Source organism: Vibrio sp. 10N.261.46.E11 (genome assembly GCF_041472735.1).
GTDB lineage: Bacteria > Pseudomonadota > Gammaproteobacteria > Enterobacterales > Vibrionaceae > Vibrio.
Genome location: NZ_JBFRQW010000080.1, coordinates 1 through 1,372, shown reverse-complemented (window position 1 = coordinate 1,372; position 1,372 = coordinate 1). Strand labels below are relative to the sequence as shown.

Sequence of the window (1,372 nt, the reverse complement as noted above, 5' to 3'; positions counted from 1 at the left end):
GCACTTTTGTTTAAGGGTATTTTTTATGCTGTCACACTGGTTAATCGATGTTGATGATTTTGCTAATCCAGAATCTCTTTCTTTGTTCCAAAAAGACCTTCCGCTAGATTGGATAAACCAAGCTTTATCTGAAACGAATAAAGCGAGTATGCGCCGTAGAAAGCTACCCGCAGAACTCGTTGTATGGTTAGTCGTTGGTATCGGTCTATATCGAGATAGACCGATTACCGATGTACTCGATAAGCTCGACCTCAAATTGTCTAATTCATTGGGTGAAACGATTGCACCTAGTGCAATTCCTCAGGCAAGAAAACGCCTCACCGCTAAGCCTTTAAAGTCATTATTCTCAATCACAGCAAAGCATTGGACACAGTCGGAAGATGCGGGTGATAAATGGAATGGTTTGAGCCTATTTTCAATCGATGGCACACAGTTTAGAACTCACGATAACCCAAGCTTAGCTGAGCATTATCAATATGTTTACTACCGAAAAGACAGGCACACTGAGTACCCAATCGTTCGAATGTGCGCACTCACATCACTACGGAGTCGCCTTATTCATGATGTGGCTTTTGGGGAAAGTTCTAAAGGTGAAATCAGCTATGCAAAAGATTTAATTTCATCAGCAGTTCCGAATTCATTGACCATTTTTGACCGTTGTTACTTGAGCGCAGAACTTATGCTTAACTGGCAACAAGAGCATGGAACCAGCTACTGGATGACGCCAATAAAGTCGAATGTGAAATATGAAATCATCGAGCAGCTCGATGATGATGGGCGAGATCTGATTGTGGAGATGAAAGTCTCTCCTCAGGCTAGAAAACAAGACCCGAGTCTCCCAGAAACGTGGAAAGCTAGGCTAGTTCTATATCCCGATGACGTTGAACAACAACCCAATCATATACAAGGGCTGCTGACTTCTCTAACAGATAGAAAATACAGTTTAAAATCATTATTAGAGGTGTACTTCGAAAGGTGGGAAATCGAGAATAGCTATGGCGAGATTAAGCATGACATGCTTGAAGATGAAATCCTGCTCCGCAGTCAATCTGTAGAGGGTGTAGAGCAAGAGATATGGGGTATCCTTATCGCGTATAACTTAATCCGTCTGGAGATTAGCCGAATAGCAAAAGAGGCTGAAGTCTCGCCACTTAGGATAAGCTTTACGATGGCACTTCGAGATATTCAAGATGAGTTAATGTGGTGTGCTATCGCCTCCCCAGGTTCGGTTCCCAAAAAGCTGCGAGCTATGAGAGAGCGAGTGAAACGTTATATTTTGCCCGAAAAACAAAAACGGCCCAAAGATAGGACCGTTCGTTTTAGTAAGACTCGCTACACTGTGCGATCTAAACACCTTAAATGATAGGTGTTG

1 protein-coding gene is annotated in these 1,372 nt (G+C 42.7%); it reads left to right on the top strand.

Going from position 1 to position 1,372, the window contains the following annotated elements; translation table 11 throughout:
- Nucleotides 1-25 precede the first annotated feature (25 nt).
- Nucleotides 26-1,363 carry an IS4 family transposase gene (locus AB4407_RS20210; RefSeq protein ID WP_372121771.1) on the top strand — a complete coding sequence of 446 codons (1,338 nt, stop codon included), beginning with the start codon at nt 26-28 and terminating at the stop codon, nt 1,361-1,363.
- The last annotated feature ends 9 nt before the right edge of the window (nt 1,364-1,372 follow it).